Annotated in this window: 16 protein-coding genes and 1 riboswitch; of the genes, 5 read left to right on the top strand and 11 right to left on the bottom strand. The window is 70.3% G+C overall.

Translation table 11 applies throughout. From position 1 onward, the window contains the following. Nucleotides 1-4 precede the first annotated feature (4 nt). Nucleotides 5-352 (bottom strand): hypothetical protein, encoded by a 348-nt coding sequence (locus AB0O09_RS04820; protein ID WP_363540164.1) that lies wholly within the window; start codon nucleotides 350-352, stop codon nucleotides 5-7. 139 nt (nucleotides 353-491) lie between these two features. Continuing rightward, nucleotides 492-1,271: a GntR family transcriptional regulator gene (locus AB0O09_RS04825; RefSeq protein ID WP_363540166.1), complete on the bottom strand. Its 780-nt coding sequence runs from the start codon at nucleotides 1,269-1,271 to the stop codon at nucleotides 492-494. 18 nt (nucleotides 1,272-1,289) lie between these two features. Between AB0O09_RS04825 and AB0O09_RS04830 the strand changes: the two genes are divergently transcribed. Beyond that, complete coding sequence (locus tag AB0O09_RS04830; protein ID WP_363540210.1) at nucleotides 1,290-1,760, top strand: NUDIX domain-containing protein; 471 nt, start codon at nucleotides 1,290-1,292, stop codon at nucleotides 1,758-1,760. 3 nt (nucleotides 1,761-1,763) lie between these two features. Here AB0O09_RS04830 and AB0O09_RS04835 read toward each other — a convergent pair whose 3' ends face one another. The 4 genes from AB0O09_RS04835 to AB0O09_RS04850 all read right to left on the bottom strand — a co-directional run bounded on the left by AB0O09_RS04835 (nucleotide 1,764) and on the right by AB0O09_RS04850 (nucleotide 9,690). After that, the gene (locus tag AB0O09_RS04835; protein ID WP_363540168.1) at nucleotides 1,764-2,648 is read right to left on the bottom strand and encodes a nuclease-related domain-containing protein; all 885 of its coding nucleotides are present in this window, start codon (nucleotides 2,646-2,648) and stop codon (nucleotides 1,764-1,766) included. Nucleotides 2,649-3,284: 636 nt separating this feature from the next. After that, nucleotides 3,285-4,628 (bottom strand): Fic family protein, encoded by a 1,344-nt coding sequence (locus tag AB0O09_RS04840; RefSeq protein WP_363540170.1) that lies wholly within the window; start codon nucleotides 4,626-4,628, stop codon nucleotides 3,285-3,287. Between the two features lie 883 nt (nucleotides 4,629-5,511). Next, nucleotides 5,512-7,338: a DUF262 domain-containing protein gene (locus tag AB0O09_RS04845; RefSeq protein WP_363540172.1), complete on the bottom strand. Its 1,827-nt coding sequence runs from the start codon at nucleotides 7,336-7,338 to the stop codon at nucleotides 5,512-5,514. A 1,374-nt stretch (nucleotides 7,339-8,712) separates the two neighbouring features. Next, nucleotides 8,713-9,690 carry a peptidoglycan DD-metalloendopeptidase family protein gene (locus tag AB0O09_RS04850; protein WP_363540174.1) on the bottom strand — a complete coding sequence of 326 codons (978 nt, stop codon included), beginning with the start codon at nucleotides 9,688-9,690 and terminating at the stop codon, nucleotides 8,713-8,715. Between the two features lie 5 nt (nucleotides 9,691-9,695). Next, a riboswitch (cyclic di-AMP (ydaO/yuaA leader) is annotated at nucleotides 9,696-9,858 on the bottom strand. Nucleotides 9,859-10,207: 349 nt separating this feature from the next. Between AB0O09_RS04850 and AB0O09_RS04855 the strand changes: the two genes are divergently transcribed. Next, entirely contained in the window at nucleotides 10,208-11,032 is an 825-nt protein-coding gene (locus AB0O09_RS04855; RefSeq protein WP_363540176.1) for a DUF6348 family protein, read from the top strand. Nucleotides 11,033-11,248: 216 nt separating this feature from the next. Here the strand turns inward: AB0O09_RS04855 and AB0O09_RS04860 are convergent, their stop codons facing one another. Continuing rightward, complete coding sequence (locus tag AB0O09_RS04860) at nucleotides 11,249-11,443, bottom strand: hypothetical protein (RefSeq protein WP_030270493.1); 195 nt, start codon at nucleotides 11,441-11,443, stop codon at nucleotides 11,249-11,251. A 436-nt stretch (nucleotides 11,444-11,879) separates the two neighbouring features. Continuing rightward, nucleotides 11,880-13,010, bottom strand: coding sequence for a PP2C family protein-serine/threonine phosphatase (locus AB0O09_RS04865; RefSeq protein WP_363540212.1), 1,131 nt, complete (start codon nucleotides 13,008-13,010; stop codon nucleotides 11,880-11,882). A 301-nt stretch (nucleotides 13,011-13,311) separates the two neighbouring features. Here AB0O09_RS04865 and AB0O09_RS04870 point away from each other — a divergent pair, with 301 nt between their 5' ends. Continuing rightward, the gene (locus tag AB0O09_RS04870) at nucleotides 13,312-14,571 is read left to right on the top strand and encodes a GNAT family N-acetyltransferase (RefSeq protein WP_363540178.1); all 1,260 of its coding nucleotides are present in this window, start codon (nucleotides 13,312-13,314) and stop codon (nucleotides 14,569-14,571) included. A 35-nt stretch (nucleotides 14,572-14,606) separates the two neighbouring features. On the opposite strand, the gene AB0O09_RS04875 is transcribed toward AB0O09_RS04870, so the two are convergent. Both AB0O09_RS04875 and AB0O09_RS04880 read right to left on the bottom strand, forming a co-directional pair. Beyond that, on the bottom strand, nucleotides 14,607-15,092 hold the full coding sequence (locus tag AB0O09_RS04875) for a ribose-5-phosphate isomerase (RefSeq protein ID WP_030270489.1): 486 nt from the start codon (nucleotides 15,090-15,092) through the stop codon (nucleotides 14,607-14,609). 68 nt (nucleotides 15,093-15,160) lie between these two features. Then, nucleotides 15,161-15,760 carry a biotin transporter BioY gene (locus AB0O09_RS04880; protein ID WP_363540180.1) on the bottom strand — a complete coding sequence of 200 codons (600 nt, stop codon included), beginning with the start codon at nucleotides 15,758-15,760 and terminating at the stop codon, nucleotides 15,161-15,163. 379 nt (nucleotides 15,761-16,139) lie between these two features. Here AB0O09_RS04880 and AB0O09_RS04885 point away from each other — a divergent pair, with 379 nt between their 5' ends. After that, the gene (locus AB0O09_RS04885) at nucleotides 16,140-17,447 is read left to right on the top strand and encodes an amino acid permease (RefSeq protein ID WP_363540214.1); all 1,308 of its coding nucleotides are present in this window, start codon (nucleotides 16,140-16,142) and stop codon (nucleotides 17,445-17,447) included. A gap of 66 nt (nucleotides 17,448-17,513) precedes the next feature. Here AB0O09_RS04885 and AB0O09_RS04890 read toward each other — a convergent pair whose 3' ends face one another. After that, entirely contained in the window at nucleotides 17,514-18,149 is a 636-nt protein-coding gene (locus AB0O09_RS04890) for a DsbA family protein (RefSeq protein ID WP_030270486.1), read from the bottom strand. A 205-nt stretch (nucleotides 18,150-18,354) separates the two neighbouring features. Between AB0O09_RS04890 and pepN the strand changes: the two genes are divergently transcribed. After that, nucleotides 18,355-20,919 (top strand): aminopeptidase N, encoded by a 2,565-nt coding sequence (gene pepN, locus AB0O09_RS04895; RefSeq protein WP_363540182.1) that lies wholly within the window; start codon nucleotides 18,355-18,357, stop codon nucleotides 20,917-20,919. Nucleotides 20,920-21,016 lie beyond the last annotated feature (97 nt).

Consider the following 21,016-nt stretch of genomic DNA (forward strand, 5'->3'; position numbering starts at 1 on the left):
GTGATCAGCCCCGGGCCGGCGCCGGGACGAGCGAGGTGATCGCCGTCGCGCGAAAGGAGATGCCGTGCCGCTTCTGACCGTTGAACTCGTTCTCCCAGTCCCGCGCCTTGAGCCCGGTCACCGCGACCATCGTGCCCACCGTCAGCCCCTCGCTGATCCCGGTCTCCGGCACCGACACGGTGTACAGGTTCGCCTCACCGTCATCCGCGATGGTCAGGCCCACCGTCAGCATCCGCGCACCGGTCTCCCGGTCGATCGCGATCTCCCTGGTCTGCTTGTTTACGACCTTCGGCGCCGGCGGGACGACCACGAAGACCACGGCCGTCGAAGTGTCGATCTTGAACGTAGCCATGCGGCAACTCTCCTCTAGAAGAGGTAATCTCATGCACTCATGTACATGAGTTGATGAATAGAAGAGTGCACGACTCCTGTACATGAGTCAACCCGCTACGGGAAGAATCCTGCAGCGGGTTGCGGAAGTTGATCGTCCGTCAGTCGCGCGCGGCGAACCTGTAGTCGAGAACGAACTGGTCAGCTGCCATCACGGTGTCGCAGACCTCGACCACACGGCCGGCCGCCGTTGTGGCGTTCCGCACCAGATGGATCACCGGCGAGCCGGGGCTCAGCGCCAGTGCCGAGGTCTCCGCCTTGGTAGCGAGCCGGGCTCGGACGGTCTCAGTGAACTCGGCGAGGGCATGTCCGTGCTCCTCCAGGCGGGCATAGATCCCGCCGCCCCCGGGGTTCTCGGCGAACATCTCCGGGATGTCCTTCACCACGTCCCACGGCAGATAGGAGGTGGCTTCCTCAGTGGGCGTACCGTCGCGGAAGTAGCGCCGCTTCCGAGCAAGCACCTTCGTGCCAGCCGGGACCTCCAGACGCTCAGCGATCTCCCCCGGCGCCTCCACAGGCCCCACGAAGAGGACATTCACCGACGGGGTGCCGCCGGACTGCTCGGCCTCAGCCAGATAGGCGGCCTTGCCTGCCAGGCGGTGAGCCCGGCGGAAGCGGTCGGACGACTTGCGCTGCACCGGTGGCCGAGAACGGACGAAGGACCCTCGCCCGTGGTGGGTCTCGATAAGCTGGGTCGTCCGCAGCTCGGCGACGGCCTTCCGAACGGTGCCGGACGCCACGCCGTAGCGCTCCATCAGCTCGGATTCGCTGGGGACGGCTGCCCCCGGAGCCAGGACTCCCGAACGGATCTGCGCGGCAAGGTCATCCGCGATCTGCAAATACTTCGCCTTGGCCGTCGAGGCCGCTTCGCCGCTCGCCATAGTCCTTAGGGTGCTCCTATTCTCCTGTACATGAGTAGCAGCCCCCCAGTTCAACCGTCAACGCCGCTCCACTCCGTGTCGGTCGCTGGCGTTGTCGTCCGCGCGGACGGCCGAATCCTCGCCATCCGGCGCGCCGACAACGGAACGTGGGAGCCGCCGGGCGGCGTGCTCGAACTCGGCGAGACCGTCGAGGAAGGTGTCTGCCGCGAGGTCTTCGAGGAGACCGGGATCAGGGTCCACGTGGAACGGCTCACCGGGGTCTACAAGAACATGACCCGGGGTGTGGTCGCCCTGGTCTTCCGGTGCCGGCCCGAGGGTGGGCAAGAGCAACTCTCCGAGGAGTCGACCGCGGTCGACTGGCTAACCCCGGACGAGGTGCGCGCGTCCATGGGCGAGGTGTACGCGGTCCGGATCATCGACGCGCTTGAAGACGAGGCCCCCCACGTCCGCGCCCACGACGGTCGCACCCTGGTGGCCGCCGCGAGCTGAGCTTCACCGTGCCCAGGTCCGACTGTCTCGGGCGACAGTGAAGACTCTCTCCACCTGCTCGGCGGACATCCGAGGTGTGCGGCCCGAGAGCCGGCGATCCGCCTCCTTCCCATCCAGGAGGAGCACGGGCGCCAGCTCGGATGTCACCGTAATCGAGGCTGCCCCGAGCACGGCGATCACGGGTTGCACGGGCACCTGGAAGCCGCACCGTCCCGATAAGAGCCGGCTGACCCGAGCGCCTTCACGCTGGCTGATCGGGACGTACTGCGTCGAGGCCCGGTTCACTGTGACGGCATGGTCGCCCTGCCATACCGCGGCGCCGCGATGATGCTTGGTGTTGACGACGAACACACCAGGCAGGCCGATGACCAGGTGATCAATGTCGGCGCCTCCGCTCGGCGGCTGAACCGAGTGCAGCACCTTCCAGCCGTCCCGACGGAGCCGGTCGAGTCGGCCACCGACGAGCCGTTCACCTCGCAGGCCGACCGCCCACGAATGCGCCGACGTCGTCTCCCGACTGAGCCAATAGGCAAAGCGGCGCTTCCACCAGGACGGCTCCTCTTCGGCGATCTTCCGCCGTAAGGCATCCCCGGGCTTGTTGAGCGCCAGGTCCAGGCTGCCGCCCTCCGCGGCCGACGGTGGTTCCGGCATGGCCTGCGGGGGTGTCTTGACCTCCGGCGTCAGACCGGCCAGACGTGGGGTCAGCACCCGCACCACGGCAGCGCGGTCCCGTTCGTCTGGGACCTCGATCCTTCCGGTGGCGAAGTCGTACCAGCCAACGGTCTGCTCAGCGCCCTGCCGGTTCACGTACAGCCGGTCATGCCCATACCGGCGCCAGCGCCGAACAGTGAACTCGCCGTCCATCCCCACCCCCGAGGCAACGATCACTCAACGCTCCAGCTCAACATGCCAGCCAGCAGGAGCCAAGACCGCCTTCGGCCATTGGTCGGTAGGCAGGAGGGGATGCGTAAAAACCTTCTCTACGGGTTCAAGGCGCCTCGCTTCGCTCGGCGGGCGGGGCGGGCGGAGCCCACGGGGAAGGCACATCACGGCGGGATCGGAGATCACCGGCGAGATTCCCGGCCTCCTGGAACTACTGGACGTAGCCTCACAATGTTCGGGGTGCCGCGCCTGCGGCGCGGCGGCGCCGGCCGTCCTCCGGCGCGCGCCCCGCCTCCTGTCTTCGCCCCGGCTGGGGCACTCGCCGTCGGCCGGCCGCGCCCACAAGGGGCGAAGAGCTAAGGCCGGGGCAGAGACGGACAGGTCCAAACTTCCACCCCCGCACGGGCGGAGGACGGCACAGAAGGCAGGACTCAGAACCAGGCCCGTCGGGGCCGGGGCGGGCGGCTCCGCGGTTTTACCCACCTGCCCGGACTGGGACCCGCGTCGAGCAAGAACGGGGGGCCACTCGGCCACATTGCGGCCAGGTCCAAGACCTGCCCGAGATCGCGGGCAAGCTTACGGCCCCCCGATCATGCTCGCCCCCAGACCGGACAGGACACCGGCCAAAACCACTACGCCGCCCTACGAGATTAGTGCCTCTGCAACTAGCCTGGCGGCTTGAGTCATCTCAAGCTCGTCGAGCTCATATCGAGATCGCCAGAATACGGGCTTCCTCTCCAAGGGGCGCAGGACAATTTCATCAGGAAACGTCCCCCCATATTCCACGTGCCGGTAAGGGTGGATTCGCTCCGGGCTTGTCTCGCGAACAGAAAAGAAGAGTGATGGGAATTGAGTAGCACCACCCGAAAGATCACACATCTTGTCGCTGTTGAATCCGTACCAAATGAGCCACTGCGAAATGCCAGAAGGGTCAATCACCTTAAGGCACCAGGAGTTCCCGTCCGCATTCCTCTCTTCCAGTAGGGCGAATGAGGTTAGGTCCGGCTTCCCTTGCGGAAGAGTGGACCATCCAGCCCTTTCAAGCTCTCCATCGAGATGTGAAATGAATTCATTAAGTTGCGTCAGCCAAAGCTCATGCCTTGCCTTTGAGCTTGTGAGTAGACGATCCTGGATGATGTCGCGAACATAGTCGGGCTTTGCCATTAGGCGAACGGTGCGATTCAGGATGGCAACGAAAAGATCATAGAGCGGCAGGATGTCACCCTCATCGCTGGCTGCCAAGGCGTCATAGTACTGACCTCTATCCACCTGTGACTGAACCAAGAGTGGAGGGAATCCGTTCCTGGCGAGCGCCATATTGGCCAGAATCCTGGCCATGCGCCCATTTCCATCATCAAAGGGGTGGATGTGGGTTAGCCACGCATGCACGATAGTTGACTCCAGGGCGGGATCAACCGCGCTTTCCTGCCACCAATCGCACAACTCCTGCATTTTCAGAGGAACATCCCAGGGCGAAGCCGTTCGAAGGCTGGTGCCGCCAATGCTGTTTTCTGCCTGCTTGTACCTCCCAGCATACTCTTCGCCGGACGTAATCAGGTCGTGAAGGGCGCGAATTTCAAATTCGCGAGGCCGGCTTGACGATTTGGCCCATTCATCTGCAATCTCATGGGCTTTATACAGGCCAAGAGCTTGGTATACTCGCGGGTCTTGACGAACGGCCCGCATGAGGGATCCGAGGGGCGCATCTAGAAGTTCTCGATAGGTGACAACGACCTCATTTACCTCCGAATAAGACCAATCATAGCCCTCGATCCTGTTGCTTTCGGAAACGATCCTTGAGCGAATAGCGCGAGTGTACGGCTCGAATAGCTCCTCGCTCTCTGCTGCGATTCTTGCTTGGACGGCCAATGATTTATCGCGCGATGTTTCAGCCTTCTGGCGAACGCTCATAAATCTACTGACTGTGGCCGTGTCGCCCGGAATCAAGTAGGGAGTGCGTGCAAAACTCGCTTCGACGCTATCCATGGAGGGAGCATACAGAGTCATTGAGTCTTGCGGGAGCTATTCAGTCAAAAAGTCATTGAGGCTTAGGGTCCTGCAGCGGACGGGTGATGCGCCAGGCGAAGTCTCTGGTTCTGGGGGCGGGCCTCGGGTAGGTATCTGGGCCAGCTGCTGAAACCGATCGAGGTCGGCGGGTCCCGCGATACGGTGCGCATCAGGCATCCGACGGGAACCGTCCGCGCTGTCCAGACTGCGGTCAGCCCCCTATTAATGAGCGATGGCACTCAGCTGTCGTGAGGAGGATGGGCAGCGCGTGTGCCGAGGCGTGTGGGGTTGCGATTGGGGACACGTCTGGTGGAAGTGATCGGGCTGGCCGGACGATCCGCTAGAGGTCTGCCCTTGCCCGAAGCTCTTCATGGGCTGACGGCCATACCACAGCCGTGCCATGTTGGGCAGGGAGTCCCGGGGACTCCCGGGTGGCAGCGGAAGAGACGCCGCCAATCGCGCAGCACGGCGAGCGTGCAGGTCAGAGAGTGAGTGCAACGCCCGTTCTCCTAAAGCCGGCATATTCACCTTCCCTGGTCGTACATCATGGCCAGCATGATGCTCACGGGCATCCGGATCACCGCGCTGAGGATGCTCCTGCTCAACTGGGTCGGCTTCGAGCCGTCACCCGGGGCCAAGAAACACCGTCCTAGACAGTCCACGTAACGTAAAAGATTGCCCCCCAGCGCCCACCCAAGGCTCACGAGGCCACTTCGCCGAATCGCAGGGCTTCTGAAGTGTTGTCGGCGCTGGCGTCAGCGGCGCCGGCTCTGTGCGCGCGTCGGCCGCGGCTGACGGCAAGGAGCCCAGCGAGTAGCTGGCCGGACTCGAGCGGGATGCTGCCAGGGCGCTTGGCTGGTGGTCAGTCTTCGTCGCCTTCGTCCACCGGATCGGTAGTGGCGTACCCGTCCTCGGTGACGACCGCCTTGCCCGTGGCCTTCTCAATCGCCTCGACCAGGGCCCGCTGTCGGGCTTCGAAAAAGCCCGCGAAGTCATCCTTGGCGAGCAGCGCAGGATCAGCCAGGTGGGTGCGAATGTGGTTGGCCAAAGTGTCCGCCTCCACCTCGGCGTTCTTGGCGAGCCTGGGGAGGTAGGAGGAGGGCGCTGCCCCGCCGATGATGCGGTTAGTGCGTCCGGTCAGCGGGGTCTTGTTGACAATTGAGTTGTAGCTTCCCCGGGGGATGTTCTCCCGTTCGCACCACGCTTGCGGGAAGATGTGATGGATGTCCACGGCCTCCGCGAAGTACTCGGTGATCTCGGTCTTCTCACCAGTCCGCCAGTCGACGGCGCCTTCCTTCATCAGCAGCGCGTAGATCCCCTTGTAGGCGGCGCTGTTACGGGTACGCAATGTCAGCAGGCGGCTCTCGCTGAACCGCGCGTCACGGATGGTCCGAGGTTCGGCCCCCGTGCCGCGTACCCATCCCACGGTCTCGGGGAGGTCGTGGCTGAACCTGGTCTCTGTCGAGCCGCCGTACAGCTCGCCGAACACACCACACCAGTACCAACGGGCCAGCTTCTGCTGTGCACCAGCCGGTTCGGCATGCTCGCCGAGCACACTGAGGATCGCGGCGAGCGGGATCAACTGAGTACCGTAGGGCAGGAACTTGGTGTCGAAGAGGTACTGCTGGCGGAGGAACTTGGCGGCGTCCTTGAAGCCCCGGACGACCAGTGGCGCGAAGCGGCGGTACTCGTCCAGACCTAGTTCCAGCATGTCCTTGCGCTTGCAGCCGATCCGGGGCAGACGTTCTTCGTCGACCCCGACGGTAGCCGCCTCGGCTCGCCGGGCGGCCGTCGCCATCAGGGTGACGGTCTGGAGGAAGTCGGTGTTGGAAACCTCTTTGAGGACGCGGTATTCCGGTGCTTTCCACGCGGCCCGGACCACGTTGTCCCAGTGGTCGCGCAGGTCGAACTCGTCGGCGGCGTAGGTGGCGGTGAGCAGCTCGAAGACAGTGAGGGTGACACCGCCGGTGTTGACCTTCTCGAAGACCTGGCAGACAGCCTGGCGCTCGGTCTGCTTCCCGAGCTCGATCACCGGCACCTGGTAGAGCTCGAAGGGGCGGACGAACGCCTCCTCGAAGTCCCGCCACCACTTACGGCCGTCCTCGCCCCGTGCCTTCCAGTAGTCCTCGTAGCCATAGCTCCAGTCGCGGTTGGTGAAGAGCTGAGAGAGCGGGAAGAGCCGGGACGCATACTCCTTCTCCGGGGTCGAGCAGTCCTCGACGGGATCGCCCCGGAAGCTGCGGACCACCCGGTCCGCCGGCAGCAGGCGGATGGCATCCTCACGGTCCAACTGGGGGTCGAGGGCTTTGACCATGTCGACGTAGAACCAGCCAGAGATCCGCTGCTTGCGCTGGTTCTGTGTCTCGACCGGCTTGCCAAGCATGAGCGACTGGAAGAGCGAGGTCATCCGCTGCTGGCCGTCGAGAATCAGGGTGTCCGGTTCAGTGCCCGGGGGCGGGGTGGCGCCCTCAACCGGGCGGCACTTGAAACGGACGTCACCGCCAGTTTGCAGCAACATGAGGGTACCGACCGGGTATCCACGGGAGATCGAGGCGAGCAGGCCGATGATGTTGTGGTCCGGCCACACCCAGCCGCGTTGGAACTCCGGCAGCTGCGCTTCGCCCTCGGCCACCCGCCGCAGCAGTTTGACCAGCTGGATCTTGTCGATCCCGAATGCTTGCTCCGCCACGGCCCGCCCCCTCCTCGACGCTGAACGCTGCCGAGAGGTTATCGGGTGACCGAGTGGCCACGAGGTCGGTTCCGAAACTGAAGCCGACAAGGGCTGGTTGCGTGTCTGCCTTTGCTCTTCCCAAGGGGCCGATGTACTGCGTCGACTCGGTATTGATACACGTTCTCCCCGGTCCAGGTGACCGAACCAGAGACAAACGTGCCGGGGAACGCTATGCCCGACGAGGCACGTCAGCGGTCCTATCCGTGGGGGTCGGTTGTTCGGCAGCGGGTGCGGATGTCGACGACGGCGGCACTGGGCCGCACCGTCTTCACACTGGATCTGCCGCTCTTCCTGATGCCGGGTGACGGTCAGGTGGGCCGAGGAGCGCTCAATGGCCGTTCTGCGGGCTTCTGAGGCCCTCGAATGGCGTCGGGCTCGTGAGACACCGAGCATTGGTCGTTCAAGCTGTTGCGAGCCGCTGTGCCTGCTCCGTGCCCCTTGCGTGCCCGTTCGGCCAGGAGACGGCGGGGAGTCGCGGGGAAAACCGGCGAGACGCCCGGCTCCCCGCAGGTCAGCGAGGCGCCAGCTCAGCCCAGATTCGGTGCCGTCGTCTTCCAAACTGGCCACGCGGGTTCGATTCCCGTCGCCCGCTCCAACGTCAAGGCCCCAGCTCAGCGACATGATCGCGAAGCTGGGGCCTTTGTCGTCCGCGGCACTCCCGGAGCACCGCGCCGCGGGCTCGGTTCCATGGCTCGAAGGCGACGCGGCTGCCGCACCGCGCGGACTGCTCCCCGGCGCGCAGCTCATTCGGCGCCACGGGCAGTGACCGCACGAAGAGGACCCGACCTCCCGTTCGGCGAACGTGCATGGATCCACAGGAGAGGTCTCGGCGCACGAGGTGCGCAAGGTGGTGCAACGGTTGCCGCACTCCGCGGCAACCTGCCGACGGGCACGTGTCAGGGGCGGGTCGTACGCACAGCCGCGAAGACGCTCTTCGCACCGGGTCCGCGGAACCGGACGTCGCGAGGACGACCCGGGTGGCGTTCGTGGCGCCGGTCTCCGGGGTCGTCGTCGATGGGGTTTGGCCGGTCAGCCCAGGTGGTGGCGGGTGACGGCGGTGGCGACGGCGAGCAGGACGGCGGCGCGCTTCGCCCCGGTCGGCTGTTCGGGAACGTTCGGCCGGTCGGGGGCGTGTTGCCCGCCGTACCGGGGAGCCGCGCCGACACGGCGCGGGAGCGGTGAAGTGCCCGTGCGGCACGGGGGGTTGGGAACGGCCGAGGCCCGGCCCGGGATCACGGGATCCCCGGGCCGGGCCTTCGGATGCGGCGCGGTGTGCCTCGGCGGCGCTGCCTCGGCAGGGTTCGCGTCAGCGGTGTGCGTCAGCGGTGTGCGTCAGACGCGGACACCGTGGGCGGCGAGGTACGCCACCGGGTCGATGTCGGAGCCGTACGACGGGGTGGTGCGGACCTCGAAGTGCAGGTGCGGGCCGGTGACGTTGCCGGTCGCGCCGGAGAGGCCGATGATCTGGCCGGCGGTGACGGTCTGGCCGACCGAGACCTTCAGGGCCGAGAAGTGGGCGTACTGCGAGTACTTGCCGTCGGCGTGCTTGATGACGACGTTGTTGCCGTAGGCGCCGCCCCAGCCGGCCTCGACGACGGTGCCGGCGGCGATCGCGTGGATCGAGGTGCCGGTGCTGACGGCGAAGTCGACACCGGTGTGGTAGCCGCTGGACCAGTTGGAGCCGGCCTTGTGGTAGGGGGTGCCCAGGGAGGCGGCGACCGGCGCGACGTAGCCGGAGGCGGCGGCGGGCTTGGCGGCCTCGGTCTTCGGGGCGGCGGGCTTGGCGGCCTCGGTCTTCGGCGCGGCGGGCTTGGCGGCCTCGGTCTTCGGGGCGGCCGGCTTCGGCGCGGCCTGGACCGGGGTGCGCTTCTCGGAACGCGAGGCGGCGGCGTCGGACTTCTTCGTCTCGGCCTGCGGGGCGGCGGCCTGCGGGGCGGCGGCCTGAACGGCGTGGCCGCCGACGGTCAGCTTCTGGCCCGGGAAGATCAGGTTCGGGTTGCCGCCGATGACCTGGCGGTTGTCCTGGTAGAGCTTCTTCCAGCCGCCGTCGACGTGCTGCGCGTTGGCGATCTTGGACAGGGTGTCGCCACGGACGACCTTGTAGCTGGCGTCGGCGGCCGGGGCGGCGGCCGGAGCAGCGGCGGGGGCCTCGGCGTGCGCGGCGGCCGGGGCGGCGGCGGCCGGAGCGACGGCCGGGGCGGCGCCGTGGGCGCTCGCGGCGGAGGCGGCGGTGACGGGGATGGCGATGGCGGCGGCGGCCACACCGGTGGCGACGGCGACGCGGGACAGACGGGTGCCCAGAACGGACATGGGGGTGTTCCTCTCCGACGCCTGCGAGGTGAGCTGTCGGGTTCGGGCGGGGAGTTCGCCCGGTCGCGGAAATGACGCGACTTCACCCCAAGCCGTCCCGGATCACCGGGTGCGGCACTTACCTTGGGTCCCCCGCTCCTGCCGTGCACGGAAGGGTGCGTGACCCCGGACGGCGGCAGGACTCGGCGTTCCGCCCGGTGGCCCGCCCGGCCGGTGTGGCCGGGCAGGCTCCGAGGAAAACCGATGGGCCCCTCCGGAGGCAAGCTCCCCGTCCCCGGCGGCCCCCCGGGGGCCTCGCGGGGGTCACTCTCCGCCCGCTGCCGGTGGGCGGAGCGCAGTCGCTGCAGTGACCGTACGTGTCCGGATCATCAGCAGTCAGGCAAATCGGACACCCCCCGTGGCTGCCCGCTCGCGGCCCGGCACGGATCATGGCCCGCCCGGTGACGCTGGTCACCCGGGGGGCCGATAGCCTCGCTCCCGAGCGGTGTTCGACCCCTTTTCGAGCGAGGAGCCCCGGGTGCGCGCGCAGTCCCGGCTGGATGTGATCCAGCGCAGCGTCGTCCGGGAGATGGCCCGGTTCGGTCAGCGGTTCACGGTCGAGGGCAGTGTGGTCCGCGGGCCCGGGACGACGGCCGTGGCGGTGCGGGAGCACCCGGGCGAGGGCGGCGGCGCGGGGCACGTCGACCTCGGTTTCGCCTTCGACGTGGGGCGGGCGGACGGCCTGGTGGTGTGGGACTGCACGGCGGGCCTCGGCCGGACGGAGGAGGAGCGACTGGAGAGCGCGGTGCGGATGTGGGCGACCACCACCGCGGCCGCGGTGGTCGAGCTGCAGGAGGGCCACGGGGTGCACGGCGACCACGTCCGCGCGGCGCGGTTGCCGGGCTGGCGGGCCGTGCAGGGGCCGGCCGCCGTCTTCGGCTTCGACAGCGAGCGGCTGTCGGAGTGGCTCGCCGGCCACCGGTTGCTGCCGGAGCTCGCCGGGGTGCTGGCCCCGGAGCTGGCTCCGGACGGTGCGGAGCCGGCCGTGACGGGTGTGAAGCTGTTCCTGGGCGGTCGGGCGGGCGAGGACGTCGCCGAGGTCCGGGTCAACGGCGCGGTGTCCGGGTCGGCCTCGGCGGCGCTGCGTGCGCTCGGCTGGCCGCGCGGCGAACGGCTGTGCTGGGCACGGCTGTTCGTGCTGATGGTGCCGGAGGGCCGGCCCGTCGGGGAGGCCCCCGCGGCAGTTCGCTCCGCCCCCGTGGACGCCGGCGGCGCCCGGCCCGCCGGGGCCGTGGGGAACACTGTGCCCGCCGCGCGGCCGGGGGTGCTGGCCCGCTGGCGGCGGGCCAGGGCCGGGCGGTAGGTCCGGACGGCCGGACGGCTCACGACGGCGGTCGGCCCGGGTCGGGCGACACCTTGGGGCGGACGGGCACGACCGGCTCGGACGACACGGCCGGACCGGAGTCGGAACCCGGCCCGCGAGGGCGGAGTCCGTCCCGCGAAGGGGACTTCGGCCCATCGGAACGGACCACTGGAGCGGCGTTCGCCCGCCGGGGCGGAGTCCGGCCCGCGGGAGGGGTCAGCTCGCGACGGAGGAGATGGTCTTCGCCAGCTGGTTGAGGAAGTCCTGGATCGGCCGGGCCGCCGTGGACTGGCTCACCATGAAGCCGAAGAGTGCCGCGATGATGGCGTGGCTGGTCTTCAGCTGCTTGTTGCGGATGAAGATGACGACGATGACGCCGAACAGGAACAGCGCGGAGACGGAGAAGGCCACCCGGACTCACTTCCTCAATCTGTGGCGGGGGTTCGTGCTGGAACCCCGTGTCGGAACCGGACCGCGGCCTGCGCCGACCGTCCCTGGCACGAGTCGACCGATCCCGCCGCCGTGGAGGCGTCCGCGGCGCCGGTGACGCCTGCTGTCTGCCGCACCTCTCGCCCCCCGTCCCCCGAGCATCGACCAGCCCACCCGGACTCAGTGTGGTCGTTCGTGCTGCCTGCGTAAAGGACTAGCCGGGAGCCCGGAGCGAAGATCCTGCCATGTGAGACGAATTTCCGCCGACCGAGACGATAGCCGATGTCTCCTGACGAACCGTCGGCGGGGGCGGGGTGGAACGCGCCGCAACGGCCGATCGGCAGGCTCGGGGCCTGCGGTCCGCAGGTGAAGAGGTTGTCGGGATTGGCCGAAGATCACTCCCGGGGGTTGACAGGGGCTACTGCCGCCACACCAGCAGCACGGCGCGGTCGTCGTTGACGTCCTTGGCGACGGTCTCGATGAGGCGGCCCGCGGCGCCGCGGAAGCCGTTGACGACGAGTCGGTCGGCCTCCCCCATCAGCCGGTCCATGCCCTCGGCGAGGTCGCGGCCGGGGATCTCGACCATGCCGTCGGTGCACAGCATCAGCACGTCCCCGCTGTCGAGCCGGCCGCGCAGGCCCTCGAACTTGGCGCCGTCGTAGATGCCGAGCAGCGGGCCCTCCTCGGACTCCTTGGCCTCCCAGGCACCGGTGCCGCCGTGCCGCTGCATGCCGGGCAGGTGGCCGGCGGAGAGCAGTTCGTACTGGCCGGTGTCGAGGTCGAGCACCAGGTGGACGGCGGTGGCGAAGCCCTCCTCCCACTCCTGGCGCAGCAGGTAGCCGTTGGCGGCGGGCAGGAAGTCGTGCGCGGGCAGCGAGCCGAGCAGTCCGCCGAAGGCGCCGGAGAGCAGCAGGGCGCGGCTGCCGGCGTCCATGCCCTTGCCGGAGACGTCGGCGAGGACGACCTCCAGGGTGCGGCCGCCGGGGCCGGTGCGGGCGGCGACCACGAAGTCGCCGGAGAAGGACTGGCCGCCAGCGGGACGCAGCGCCATGTCCGCGGACCAGCCCTCGGGCAGCCGGGGCAGCTGGCTCTGCACCCGGAGCCGTTCGCGGAGGTCGAAGAGCATGGTGCCGCCGCCGCGCCAGGGCACGCCGACCCGGCTGCGGAACTGGGCGAGCAGCAGGCCGGCGACGCCGACCGCGCCGACGACCAGGGCGGCGCCGGGGGTGACGCCGTAGACGTAGGCGTCGGGGTTGTCGCTGGCGACGCGTTCGCCGGTGTGGATGAGCGATTCGGTGGAGAGGCCGACCGCGGCGGCGGCGTAGAGCAGGACGAGGGTGCCGGGGCGCAGCAGCAGGGAGCCGGCGAGGACGGGGAGCACCAGGGAGGTGGGCGGCACCCAGGCCGGGATCCAGATGTTGAGGACGACGAGCAGTGGGACGGCGGCGAGGAAGAGCGCGAAGGCGAGCCAGTCGGGGGCGGCGCCGCGGAAGTAGTCGACGCCGGTTCGGCGCACGGTGCGTCGGGCCCGGCGGAGCCTCGTGCGCAACCGGGCCGTCACGGGCTCCCTGGCCGCGCGCGCGGTGGGGCCCGTCGCAGTCGTCCGGGGCGGGGTGCCCTGCGTGCTGCCAGCCATGGGGTCCGACCTTATCCACGGTTGCGGGTCGGCGTCGACGCCTGCGCCGGGGCTGCGCGGGCGCCCGGGTGTTCTGCGGCGGGTTTCGGCCGGGTGGCGGGAGTGCGCCGTCGTCCGCGCTCCGGGGGCGCGTTCCGTCGTCCGGGCGCCGGTGGTGACGGCGCGGCGGTAAGTCGGTCGCACACGGCCGGCGCCGGGTGCGAGGGTGGGCGGCATGACGACAGGTGACACCGGCGCGCTGACGGTCCGTCCGCTCGCCGCGGAGGAGTGGGACGACTGGTACCGCCGGCTGGAGGTCGCGTTCGGCGGTGAGGAGGAGTCGGCCGAGGAGCGGGAGCTGTACCGCTCGCTGACCGAGGTCGGGCGTTCCCTGGTGGTGTGCGACGGTGCGGAGCCGGTCGGTGGCGGCGGTGCGTTCAGCTTCCGGATGGCGGTGCCCGGCGGGGCGGTGCTGCCGGTGGCGGGCGTCACCATGGTCGGCGTGCTGCCCACCCACCGCCGCCGGGGCGGGCTGACGGCGCTGATGCGGAGGCTGCTGGACGACGTGCGGGCCGCACGGGAGCCGCTGGCGGCGCTGACCGCCTCGGAGCCGGGCATCTACGGCCGGTTCGGGTTCGGACGGGCCACCTGGCGGATGGCGGTGAAGGTGCCCTGCCACCGGGTGTCGCTGCCGGTGGCGGAGAACCCGGCGCTGCGGTTGCGGCTGGCCGACCCGGTGGAGGCCTCGCCGGCCTGCGAGGAGCTGTACGCCGCGCTGGTGCCGGGGCGTCCGGGCCGGCTGGAGCGGAGCCCCGGCTGGGAGCGGCACCCGCTGCTGGACGTGCCGTCCTCGCGGGGCGGCTTCTCACCACGGCAGTGCGTGCTCGCGGAGGACGCCGGGAGCGGCCGGCTGCTCGGCTACGCCCGTTACTCGGCGAAGGTGGACTGGTCGGCGGCGGACAACGCGGTGGGCCGGGTGAAGGTGCGGGACGTCGAGGCGCTGACGCCGGCGGTGTACGCGCGGCTGTGGCGCTTCCTGCTGGACCTGGACCTGGTGGACACGGTGGAGGCCGGGAACCTGCCGGTGGACGATCCGCTGCTGCACCTGGTGTCGGACGTGCGCCGGCTGGAGCCGCGGCTGAGCGACGCGCTGCACCTGCGGTTGGTGGACGTCGGGGCGGCGCTGGAGTCGCGGGGCTACGCGCAGCCGCTGGACGTGGTGCTGGAGGTGGCGGACGGTTTCTGTCCGTGGAACGCGGGCCGCTGGCGGCTGCGCAGTGCCGGTCCGGGCCGGGCGACGAGCTGTGTCCGCACCGGGGCGCCGGCCGATCTGGTGCTGGACGTCCGGGAGCTGGGGTGCGCCTACCTCGGCGGGGAGACGCTGGCGGCGCTGGCCCGGGCGGGTCTGGTCACCGAGCTGCGGGAGGGGGCGCTGGCGCAGGCGTCGCGGGCGTTCGCCTCGGACGTGGCGCCCTGGCTGCCGCACGGGTTCTGACGGCCCGTGCGGCCCAGGCGTCTCGGAGGGGTCGGTCAGCCCTGGGGGTGGTGGGCCGGGATCGGCGGGAGCTCGCCGGTGGTCTCGTACTCGCTCAGCATCTCGATCCGGCGGGTGTGCCGGGCCTCGCCGCTGTACGGGGTGTTGAGGAAGATCTCGACGAACTTGGTGGCCTCGTCGAGGGTGTGCATGCGGCCGCCGACGGAGATGACGTTGGCGTTGTTGTGCTCGCGGCCGAGGGCGGCGGTCTGCTCGCTCCAGGCGAGCGCGGCGCGGACGCCCTTGACCTTGTTGGCGGCGATCGCCTCGCCGTTGCCGGAGCCGCCGATGACGACGCCGAGGGCCTCGGGGTCGGCGGCGGTGCGCTCGGCGGCGCGCAGGCAGAACGGCGGGTAGTCGTCCTCGGCGTCGTAGATGTGCGGGCCGCAGTCGACCGGCTCGTGGCCGGCCCCCTTCAGCCACTCGACGAGGTGGTTCTTCAGTTCGTATCCGGCATGGTCGGAGCCCAGGTACACGCGCATGACCATGAGTGTGGCATGCGCGTGCACCGGCCCGCGGGAGGGGGCGGGCGCGGGCCCCCGCGCCCCGGTCAGCGGGTGCGGCCGAGCAGCTTCCAGGCGAGCGGCAGGGCGCCCATGGCGAGGACGGCCTTGAGGGCGTCGCCGACCAGGTAGGGGTAGAGGCCGAGGTCGGCCGCCTTCGCGAGCGGGACGTGCAGGGCGGCGGCGAGGTAGGGCACGCCGACGGCGTAGATCGCGAGGTTGCCGAGGACCATGGCGCCGGCGGTGCGCAGCGGGCTGCGGTCGGCGCCGCGGCGGGCGAGCGCGCCGGTGAGGCCGGCGGCGAGGACGAATCCGAGGACGTAGCCGAGGCTGGGCGTCGTCCAACCGGAGGTGCCCTCGGCGAACCAGGGCAGGCCGGCCGTGCCGGCGAGCAGGTAGAGGCCGAGGGAGGCCGTGCCGCGGCGGGCGCCGAGGGCGGTGCCGACGAGCAGGGCGGCGAAGGTCTGGCCGGTGACGGGGACGGGCGAGCCGGGCACCGGGACGGACAGCTGGGCGGCGAGGCCGGTGAGGGCGGCGCCGCCGGCGACGAGGGCGAGTTCGCGCACCTGGCCGCCGAGGCGGGTGGTGGCGCGGGGCAGCAGGTCGGCGAGAACGGGGGTGCCGGTGATCGGCGCGGCCGTGGCCATCGGGAGGGCTCCGCATCTGCTCGATGATCAGTGAACAGTTGTGAACCTACGCGCAGGTGTGCGAACCGACGGCGCCGTCCCCGACAAAGCGTCAGGCCCGGGTTTTGTGGGGTCCTGCCTGCGGCACTGCGCCGGCGCTCCGGTGCCACGGTGAGACGTCGGGCACGCAGCGTCACGGGAGTGTCCGAATTGCGGTCTCTCGCCGGGATTTCTTGGCGTGTCCATCCGGCCTGCCGAATAGTGGACAACTCGTTCCGATATCCGACGAACTCTGGATGCGCCGATGACGACCACCCCCACGCCCACCCTGGAGCGGCCGGCCACCGAGCCCGCCGCCGAGGGCACGCTGGCCGCGGGCCTCAAGCCTCGCCATCTGTCCATGATCGCGCTCGGCGGCGTGATCGGTGCCGGCCTCTTCGTCGGCTCCGGCGCCGGCATCGCGGCCGCCGGCCCGGCGATCATCCTGGCGTTCGCCATCTCCGGTGTCCTCGTCATGCTGGTGATGCGGATGCTCGGCGAGATGTCCGCCGCCCGCCCCTCCAGCGGTTCCTTCTCGGTGCACGCGGAACGGGAGATCGGGCCGTGGGCCGGCCTGACCGTCGGCTGGATGTTCTGGACGCTGCTGTGCGTCGGTGTCGCGGCGGAGGCGATCGGCGCCTCGCACGTGATGCAGGGCTGGTTCCCCGGGGTGCCGCTGTGGGTGTGGGTGGCCGTCTTCATGGCCTTCTTCTGCGCCAGCAACCTGGCGGCGGTGAAGAACTTCGGCGAGTTCGAGTTCTGGTTCGCCGCGATCAAGGTCACCGCGATCGCCGCGTTCCTGGTGATCGGCGTCCTGGCCATCGCCGGTGTGCTGCCCGGCACCGACTCCCCCGGCGCCGCCAACCTGACCGGCCACGGCGGCTTCCTGCCGAACGGTACCACCGGCCTGGTCACCGGCCTGCTGGCCTCCGTCTTCGCGTACGGCGGCCTGGAGACCGTGACCATCGCCGCCGCCGAGTCCAAGGACCCCCGGCGCAGCGTGGCGGGCGCGGTGCGCACCGCGATGTGGCGGATCGCGCTGTTCTACGTCGGGTCGATGGTCGTGATCGTCACCCTCGTCCCGTGGAACGACTCCTCGATGCTGAGCCCCGGCCCGTACGTGGCGGTGCTGAACAGCCTGGGCATCCCGGGCGCCGGCCAGGTCATGAACGTCGTCGTGCTGATCGCGCTGCTGTCCGCGATGAACGCCAACATCTACGGCTCCTCCCGCATGGCGTACTCGCTGGTGCAGCGCGGCCAGGGCCCGAAGGCGCTGGCGAAGATCGGCGGCGGGGTGCCGCGCCGGGCCGTGCTGGCCTCCTCCGGCTTCGGCTTCCTGGCGGTGCTGCTGAGCTACTGGTGGCCGGAGACCGTCTTCACCTGGCTGCTGAACATGGTCGGCGCCTCGGTGCTGGTGGTCTGGGCGTTCATCGCGGTGGCGCAGCTGCGGATGCGGCGGCGGCTGGAGCGTGAGGCGCCGGAGCAGCTGTCGGTGCGGATGTGGGCCTTCCCGTACCTGACCTGGGTGGCGCTGGCCGGCATCCTGGGCGTGCTGGCGCTGATGCTGCTGGACGAGAGCAACCGGATCCAGCTGTACTTCACCGGCGGTCTGGCGGTCGTGCTGGCCGTGGCCGGCTGGCTGAAGCAGAAGCGGGCCGTGACGGCCTAGTGCACGGGTACGACGGAGGGGCGCGGGAGAACCCGCGCCCCTCCGTCGTGCTTTCCGCCGGGGTCCTTACTCGAAGGACGGGCCGGCGGTGCGGGTGCGCTTGATCTCGTAGAAGCCCGGGGTGGCGGCGACGAGCAGGGTGCCGTCCCACAGGCGGGCGGCGGCCTCGCCGCGCGGGGTGGGGGTGACCACCGGGCCGAAGAAGGCGATCCGGTCGCCGTCCGGTCCGTCGACGGCGATCACCGGGGTGCCGACGTCCTCGCCGACCAGCGAGATGCCCTCGCGGTGCGAGGCGCGCAGGGCGTCGTCGTGGGCGTCGGTGTCGGCGGCGTCGGCGAGCTCGACCGGCAGGCCGGCGGCCTCCAGGGCGGCCTCGATGGTGGCCCGCTCGTTCGGCAGGCCCTGGTTGTGGAAGCGCAGGCCGAGCTCGGTGTAGAGCGGGCCGAGCACCTTGTCGCCGTGCGCCTGGGCGGCGGCGATCAGCACGCGCACCGGGCCCCAGCCCTTCGCGAGCAGTTCCTTGTACTTCTCGGGCAGCTCGTCCCGGCCCTCGTTGAGCACGGACAGGCTCATCACGTGCCAGCGGGTGTCCACCGGGCGCAGCTGCTCGACCTCCAGCATCCAGCGGGAGGTCATCCAGGCCCAGGGGCAGATCGGGTCGAACCAGAAGTCGGCGATCTTGCGGGAGTCGGCAGTCGTCACGGACGGCGTCCTTCGGTCGGCGTTCGGGTGCATGGGTGTGTCCCGCGGTGCCAACCGCGCGGCGGCCCGGTTGATTCCGTGCGCACCACCCGGTGCTGTGCCGGGGCGGCGCGGGCGGCGCGTGAAAGGATGCCCCCGGCCGGGCCCACCGGCGCGGCCGTGCAGTTTTCCTCACAGCGTGCGATCCGGACAAAGGAGTACCGCCGTGCCGGGCAAGAACCTGAGCCGCGAAGAAGCCCAGCAGCGGGCCGAGTTGATCCAGGTGGAGGGCTACCGCGTCCATCTGGACGTCACCTCCGCGCCCGACCCGGCGGTCGACGTCTTCCGCTCCACCACGACCCTGGTGTTCCGCTGCTCCGCGCCGGGCTCGGACACCTTCGTGGACCTGCTGGCGCCGGCCGTCCGCTCGGTGGTGCTGAACGGCCGGGCGCTGGACCCGGCCGAGGTGTTCGACGGCGCCCGGGTGGCGCTGCCGGGCCTGGCCGCGCAGAACGAGCTGGTCGTGGAGGCGGACTGCGCGTACAGCCGCACCGGCGAGGGCCTGCACCGGTTCGTCGACCCGGCGGACGGCGAGACCTACCTGTACACCCACTTCGAGCCGGCCGACGCCCGCCGGGTGTTCGCGAACTTCGAGCAGCCGGACCTCAAGGCCCCGTTCTCCTTCACCGTGACCGCGCCGGCGGCCTGGGACGTGTACGCCAACGCGGTGCACGAGGAGGTCACCGCGGACGGCAGCGGCAGCCGGACGTGGCGGTTCGTCCCGACGAAGCCGATCTCGACGTACCTCACGGCGGTGGTCGCCGGGCCGTACCACGTGGCCCGCGACCACTACGGCCGCACCCTGCCGGACGGCACCCGGCTGGAGATCCCGCTCGCCGCGACCTGCCGCCGCTCGCTGGCGCCGTACTTCGACTCGGACGAGATCTTCACCGTCACCAAGCAGGGCCTGGACTTCTTCCACGACGAGTTCGACTACCCGTACCCCTTCGGCAAGTACGACCAGTGCTTCGTCCCGGAGTACAACATCGGCGCGATGGAGAACCCGGGCTGCGTGACCTTCCGCGAGGAGTTCGTCTTCCGCTCGAAGGTGACCGAGGCGGCGTACGAGGGCCGGGCCAACGTGGTGCTGCACGAGATGGCCCACATGTGGTTCGGCGACCTGGTCACCATGAAGTGGTGGGACGACCTGTGGCTGAAGGAGTCCTTCGCGGACTTCATGGGTTCGTTCTCGCAGGTCGAGGCGACCCGGTACCGGGCGGTGTGGATCACCTTCGCGAACCGCCGCAAGGCCTGGGCGTACCGGCAGGACCAGTTCCCGACGACCCACCCGATCACGGCGGACATCCGGGACCTTGAGGACGCCAAGCTCAACTTCGACGGCATCACCTACGCCAAGGGCGCCTCGGTGCTCAAGCAGCTGGTGGCGTACGTCGGCCGCGAGCCCTTCCTGGCCGGCGCCCGCACCTACTTCAAGCGGCACGCGTACGGCAACACCGTGCTCACCGACCTGCTGGACGCCCTGGAGGAGACCAGCGGCCGCGACCTGACCGCCTGGTCGGCCGCCTGGCTGCAGACCTCCGGGGTGAACACCCTGGCCCCGCAGCTCACCGTGGACGCCGACGGCCGGATCACCGAGCTCGCCGTCGTCCAGGACGGCGGCGTGCTGCGCCCGCACCGGATCGCCGTCGGCCTCTACGACCGGGACGAGACGGGGGCGCTGGTGCGCACCGCGCGGATCGAACTCGACGTGACCGGCGGCCGCACGGTGGTCGCCGACGCCGTCGGGCTGCACCGGCCGGCCCTGGTGCTGGTCAACGACGACGACCTGACGTACTGCAAGGTCCGCTTCGACGAGGGCTCGCTGGAGACGCTGCGCGCCGCCCTCGGTGACGTCCGGGACGACCTGGCCCGGGCGCTGGCCTGGTCCGCGGTGTGGAACCTGACCCGCGACGGGCTGATGCCGGCCCGCGACTACCTGGCGCTGGTGCTGGACTTCGCCGGCCGGGAGTCCGAGATCGGGGTGCTGCAGTCGCTGCACCTGCAGGCGCAGACCGCGCTCGACCTGTACGCCGACCCCGAGTGGCGCGAGGAGGGCGGCCGGCTGCTCGCCGAGTGCGCCGTCCGCGAGCTGCGCGCGGCCGTGCCGGGCAGCGACCACCAGCTGGCCTGGGCGCGCTTCACCGCCGCGGCGGCGCACGGCCCCGAGCAGCTGCGGCTGGTCCGCGGCCTGCTGGAGGGCACCGCCCGGATCGACGGTCTGGACGTCGACCAGGAGCTGCGGTGGTCGCTCTGGTTGGCGCTCGCCGCGGCCGGCGCCGCGACCGGCGAGGAGATGGAGCAGGAGCTGCAGCGGGACAACACCGCGAGCGGCCGCCGCCAGCTCACCCAGTGCCTCGCCGCGCTGCCCACGCCCGGCGCCAAGGCCGCCGCCTGGACGGCCGTCGTGGACTCCGACGAGCTGCCGAACGCCCTGGTGGAGGCCCAGATCGCGGGCTTCGCGCAGGCCGGTCAGCGGGAGCTGACGGCGCCGTACACCGAGCCGTACTTCGCGATGCTGGAGGACGTCTGGAAGCAGCGGTCGATCGAGATCGCGATGCGGATCGTCGGCGGCTTCTTCCCGAAGTACCAGACCGAGCAGGGGACCCTGGACGCGGCGGACGCCTGGCTGTCCGAGCACGAGGGGGCGGCGCCGGCGCTGCGGCGCCTGGTGGTCGAGTGCCGCGACGACCTGGCCCGGGCCCTGCGGGCGCAGGCCTGCGACCGGGGCTGACCCGGGGGACGACGAGGGGCGCGGGGATCCGCGCGGCGGGACGGCACACGCGGTGCCCTTCCGACTCGCGCGGGTGCCCGCGCCCCAGGTGTCGCCG

Source organism: Kitasatospora sp. NPDC093679, assembly GCF_040683455.1.
Lineage (GTDB): Bacteria > Actinomycetota > Actinomycetes > Streptomycetales > Streptomycetaceae > Kitasatospora > Kitasatospora arboriphila.